The organism is Nostoc sp. (genome assembly GCF_054880495.1).
Window position 1 is genome coordinate 1 of record NZ_JBTYKD010000154.1, and the last position, 4,026, is coordinate 4,026.

Annotated in this window: 5 protein-coding genes; 1 reads left to right on the forward strand and 4 read right to left on the reverse strand. The window is 44.0% G+C overall.

The window, feature by feature from the left end; genetic code table 11:
* Positions 1-113: 113 nt before the first annotated feature.
* A complete protein-coding gene (locus ACYTXL_RS15645; protein WP_461925535.1) occupies positions 114-461 on the forward strand; it encodes a hypothetical protein in 348 nt (115 codons plus the stop codon).
* 919 nt (positions 462-1,380) lie between these two features.
* On the opposite strand, the gene ACYTXL_RS15650 is transcribed toward ACYTXL_RS15645, so the two are convergent.
* The 4 genes from ACYTXL_RS15650 to ACYTXL_RS15665 form a co-directional block, all read right to left on the reverse strand.
* The gene (locus tag ACYTXL_RS15650) at positions 1,381-2,184 is read right to left on the reverse strand and encodes an alpha/beta fold hydrolase (RefSeq protein WP_461925536.1); all 804 of its coding nucleotides are present in this window, start codon (positions 2,182-2,184) and stop codon (positions 1,381-1,383) included.
* A gap of 54 nt (positions 2,185-2,238) precedes the next feature.
* Positions 2,239-2,631: a carboxymuconolactone decarboxylase family protein gene (locus tag ACYTXL_RS15655; RefSeq protein WP_461925537.1), complete on the reverse strand. Its 393-nt coding sequence runs from the start codon at positions 2,629-2,631 to the stop codon at positions 2,239-2,241.
* Complete coding sequence (locus tag ACYTXL_RS15660; protein WP_461925538.1) at positions 2,628-3,026, reverse strand: ribosomal maturation YjgA family protein; 399 nt, start codon at positions 3,024-3,026, stop codon at positions 2,628-2,630. The genes ACYTXL_RS15655 and ACYTXL_RS15660 overlap by 4 nt, the downstream gene beginning before the upstream one ends.
* A gap of 423 nt (positions 3,027-3,449) precedes the next feature.
* Positions 3,450-4,001 carry a DUF2231 domain-containing protein gene (locus tag ACYTXL_RS15665; RefSeq protein ID WP_461925539.1) on the reverse strand — a complete coding sequence of 184 codons (552 nt, stop codon included), beginning with the start codon at positions 3,999-4,001 and terminating at the stop codon, positions 3,450-3,452.
* Positions 4,002-4,026 lie beyond the last annotated feature (25 nt).

Below are 4,026 nucleotides of genomic sequence, written 5' to 3' on the forward strand. Positions count from 1 at the left end.
GCGTAGCGTCCCGCAGGGAAGGACTGTAGCTTGCTTCCGGCAGGGTAACTGAAACTACGTGTAGACTTAAACCCTTTAATTTACAATAAGTGAAGTGTCTACAGAGTATTGACATGAAAAAAATCCAGGTGCTAATATTTGCTGGGATTTTAGTAACAATTATCTGGGGCGGGTTATTTGCCAAAACTGCTTTATCGCAGCAAGTGGAGTCCCGCATCAACAATCTGGAAGCGGACTTTAATCGTGTGGAGTCGCGGTTAAATCAGATAGAGTCTCAACTCGGTCAAAGCCGCCAGTCTCCATCCTCAAGAACAAGACTTACCCCACGACAGTCAACTGGTTCTAAAGGAAACTTATCACAGCAAGATCGGATGTTTGATCGGCTGGCAACTTTAGTGGTTGAATTGAAGCAACAAGTAAATAAATTAGAGGAGCGAGTTTCTAAATTAGAAACTCGCTGAATATTTTAATTACATTAGACATAAACCTCATCTAAGTTGAGAACCGTAGTTTTCGCCCTCACCCTAAATCCCTCTCCCATATCTGGGAGAGGGATTTTGAAATTCTGGCTCCCCTTCTCCCATATCTGGGAGAAGGGGTTGGGGAATGAGGGCAAATCCTTTTGATCACCAAAGAACTACAGGTTTCAAGATAGACCTGCTTTAGGAGTTAAAAAGAATGTAGAGACGCGTTAGCGAAGCGGGACGAAGTACAATTTCGCGTCTCTACAAGGATTTCAAATAATACCAATTCTCTATGAAGATGCGCTAAACCATATTTACAGCAGTTTTCATGTATTTGAACCACATCTGTCGTATGGGCACAGCAATGCTCATGCGTGTCAACTTAACGTAGAAGTTAAGCTTGGCAAGCTTTCGAGGTTTGACCCTCACAAGAACAGCCCCTCTCCCAAAATTGGGAGAGGGGAGCAAATTCTCTAGTTCCCCTTCTCCCAAGTTGGGAGAAGGGGTTAGGGGATGAGGGCAAAACGCCTTCTCAAAGCAGATTTTTTCTTAAGTTGACACGCATGAGCTTTTTCTGTGCCCCTACCGCGTGGTCTATTTACCTGAAAATAGCTGTAAGTGCAAGAAAGAAAAACGAACCGCATTCGCGCAGCGTCTCGCAGAGAAGGACGCAAAGCAATACGGTTCGGTTAAGAATATTTGTAGGTTGGGTTGAACGAAGTGAAACCCAACAAACCCTACAACTTTTGGGTTTCGTTCCTCAACCCAACCTACACATTTTTATTTTTTGGGCTTAACCGAACCGTATTGGGACGCAAAGGACACAAAGAAAGAAATGAAGTTAAAAGGGTTTGGCACAGCCTCACAAAGAAATGGTATAACGCATAAATATTTAATTTCTGGAGATGTCTATAGTCTAAGCTGGCTTCAATTTCCACAGGAAGTTAAGCATAGCTGAAACCACAGTATCCGGCGACTCAACTAAGAAGCCATGACTACCACGATCGAGAACTACAAGTTCAGCTTTGGGAATGCCTTGAGCAAGTTGCTGGGAAAACTTTAGCGGGGTAAGAATGTCTTGTTTACCAACTAGAACTAGGGTAGGACAATGAATTTCTTGAAGGCGGTCTATTGTGTCAAAGTTAAGTATAGCTCGGCTGTGATGATAGAGTGAATGAGTCGCAGGCGGGAAAGGATATTTGATTGCAAATTCGATCAGACTTTCGATCATCCCAGGAATCGAGTAGAACGTATCTGTAAATATCCAGGGTAATATAACTTTTTCATAAAGTTTCAGGTCTACATTACCGCCAAGGTCGCCCCAAGTCTCAATGATGCTATTGAATAATGCATCACCCTTTGCCAAAGATGAAAGTAGCATCAGACTTTGTATCTTTTCAGGATGTGCTAAGACTAGCTCTTGGGCTATCTGACCACCCATTGAATGACCTGCTAGATGCACCTTATCGATCGCAATGTGATCGAGCAATGCTACAACGTCGCTAGCCATTTGTTTGAGACTATAGGGGGTTTCGGGAGCAGAACTTCGCCCCATACCTCGGTTGTCCAAGCGAATAACTTGATATTGCGAAATCAGCGATGGCATAATCAGCGACCAATAAACATGATCACAAAGGAAGCCAGCTATTAATAGCAAAGGCTCACCGGTTCCCTTGATGTCGTAGAACAAGTCAATCCCGTTAATCTCAACCTTGGGCATAGTTAATAATTTTGTTAAACCTTATTTTAAGCAGGGATAGACAAGGCTACACTCCTACGTCTTAAACCTCTCGTCCACCGGAATTTGATAGCCGTTGGCGAGGCGATTGGTCATGTTGGCAGTGGCTGCGATCGCCATTAGTTCCCCGAAGATGGTATCATTCATCCCCTTGGCACGCGCTGATGCTGTGTGCGAGGCAATGCAGTACTCACAGCCATTCGTCGCACTCACGGCGATGTAAATTAGTTCGCGCATCAGTGGATCAATCTCACCAGGGCTAGTCATCACTTCCTTCACCGCTTGCCAAGTTCGTTGCAAGGTAAACGGATGATTGGCTATAGCTTTCCAAAAGTTATTGATATAGTCATTCTGGCGTGTGGCGCGGATGTCGTCATATACTGCACGTACTTCGTCGCTGGCTTGTTCGTATTCAATCAGGTTAGTCATGTTTTTATTTCGTGTAATTGTCGCAGCCACAACCAGCCTAAAATGGAACCCAATACATAATGAGGAAAATCCCACCAAACAAAGGTAGTACCAAGTAACAATTTACCTATCAAGGTGGCGCGAATTTGCTCTAATAGTGGTGGATGCCAAAGTTGCAAGAATTCTAGTATACAGGTGATCACAAAAACCCATATAGGAATTTGGATTACCGCCGCCCAACTTCTGAAAAACCAAAATGCGAACAGACACCAAAATATTTCGTAAAATATAGCGGCTCCGTAGTCATTAAACCACTCATGGGCAGGCCCACTATAATACTTAAACAAAAAGCCCATCGGTACAACGATGAGCACAGAAAGAATAATAAATATTGTTTGGTTACGGTTTTGGCGCATTTTCTAGAGACTTAAGACTAAGGAAAATTTTAGCCTTTGCATGGTCGTTTCTCAATAATTCGTAATATTGAATGTTAAGGGACTTACAAATAAAAAATACTCAACTACTTTTTGTGGCGTGGGCGACACGACATTGGTGTCAACTTAACTTAGAAGTTAGGCTTGGCAAGCTTTCGAGCTTTGACACTCACAAGAACAGCCCCTCTCCCAAAATTGGGAGAGGGGAGCAAATTCTCCAGTTCCCCTTCTCCCAATTTGGGAGAAGGGGTTAGGGGATGAGGGTAAAACGTCTTCTCAAAGCAGATTTTTTCTGAAGTTGACACCAATAGCGACACGAGGACGCGTAGTCAAAGGCGCTCATGTTGTCACCCCAGAATATTGGCTAATTTATTTGTTGGAAGTCCCTAATTAGGAATTATTTGGTTATGGATATCTTCTACTACCAGCACCCACTACACCGATTTTGTGGCGATAAGAGAGTTCGGCACCGAACCAACCGGAAAGGCTAACCAGTGTACCGACAATGAGCGATAGTAACAGTCCCCAAGGTACTATTCGGGACTCAGGATTGCCCAAACGCAGCAGAAAGTTGACGAGTGATAAAACTAGTAGCGAAACGTTAAGTATCAAATGCGCCCAACCTGCGGTGCGCTTGCGAACTCGTTCAATTTTGAAAAAGTCGCTCAGGCCGATCGCTGCTGCTAGGAGCCCTCCAGCTAATCCGAGTCCGATTAACCATAGCGAAGCCCTAGCCCAAAAGAAATCATGAGTTAACCAGTAGCCAATATCACTTCCTAAGGCGGCGGCTAAAAAGGCGATGGGAAAGATTACACTCAGGGGATGCAGGGGATGTCCTGCGATCGCAACTGTACTGGGTACACCGGTATCAAGATACTCACTGTCGTTACTTTCAATAACTGGGGGAATATTTGGGAAAGGTGTTGAACTTGTTTGCGTTGTGTCTGTAGTTTCCATTATTAGTATCCTGAATTTATTCGCG

What these genes read in the sequence shown, in the direction of transcription:
- ACYTXL_RS15645 (WP_461925535.1), top strand. Translation starts at nt 114, where the DNA reads ATGAAAAAAATCCAGGTGCTAATATTTGCTGGGATTTTAGTAACAATT.
- ACYTXL_RS15650 (WP_461925536.1), bottom strand. Translation starts at nt 2,184, where the DNA reads ATGCCCAAGGTTGAGATTAACGGGATTGACTTGTTCTACGACATCAAG.
- ACYTXL_RS15655 (WP_461925537.1), bottom strand. Translation starts at nt 2,631, where the DNA reads ATGACTAACCTGATTGAATACGAACAAGCCAGCGACGAAGTACGTGCA.
- ACYTXL_RS15660 (WP_461925538.1), bottom strand. Translation starts at nt 3,026, where the DNA reads ATGCGCCAAAACCGTAACCAAACAATATTTATTATTCTTTCTGTGCTC.
- ACYTXL_RS15665 (WP_461925539.1), bottom strand. Translation starts at nt 4,001, where the DNA reads ATGGAAACTACAGACACAACGCAAACAAGTTCAACACCTTTCCCAAAT.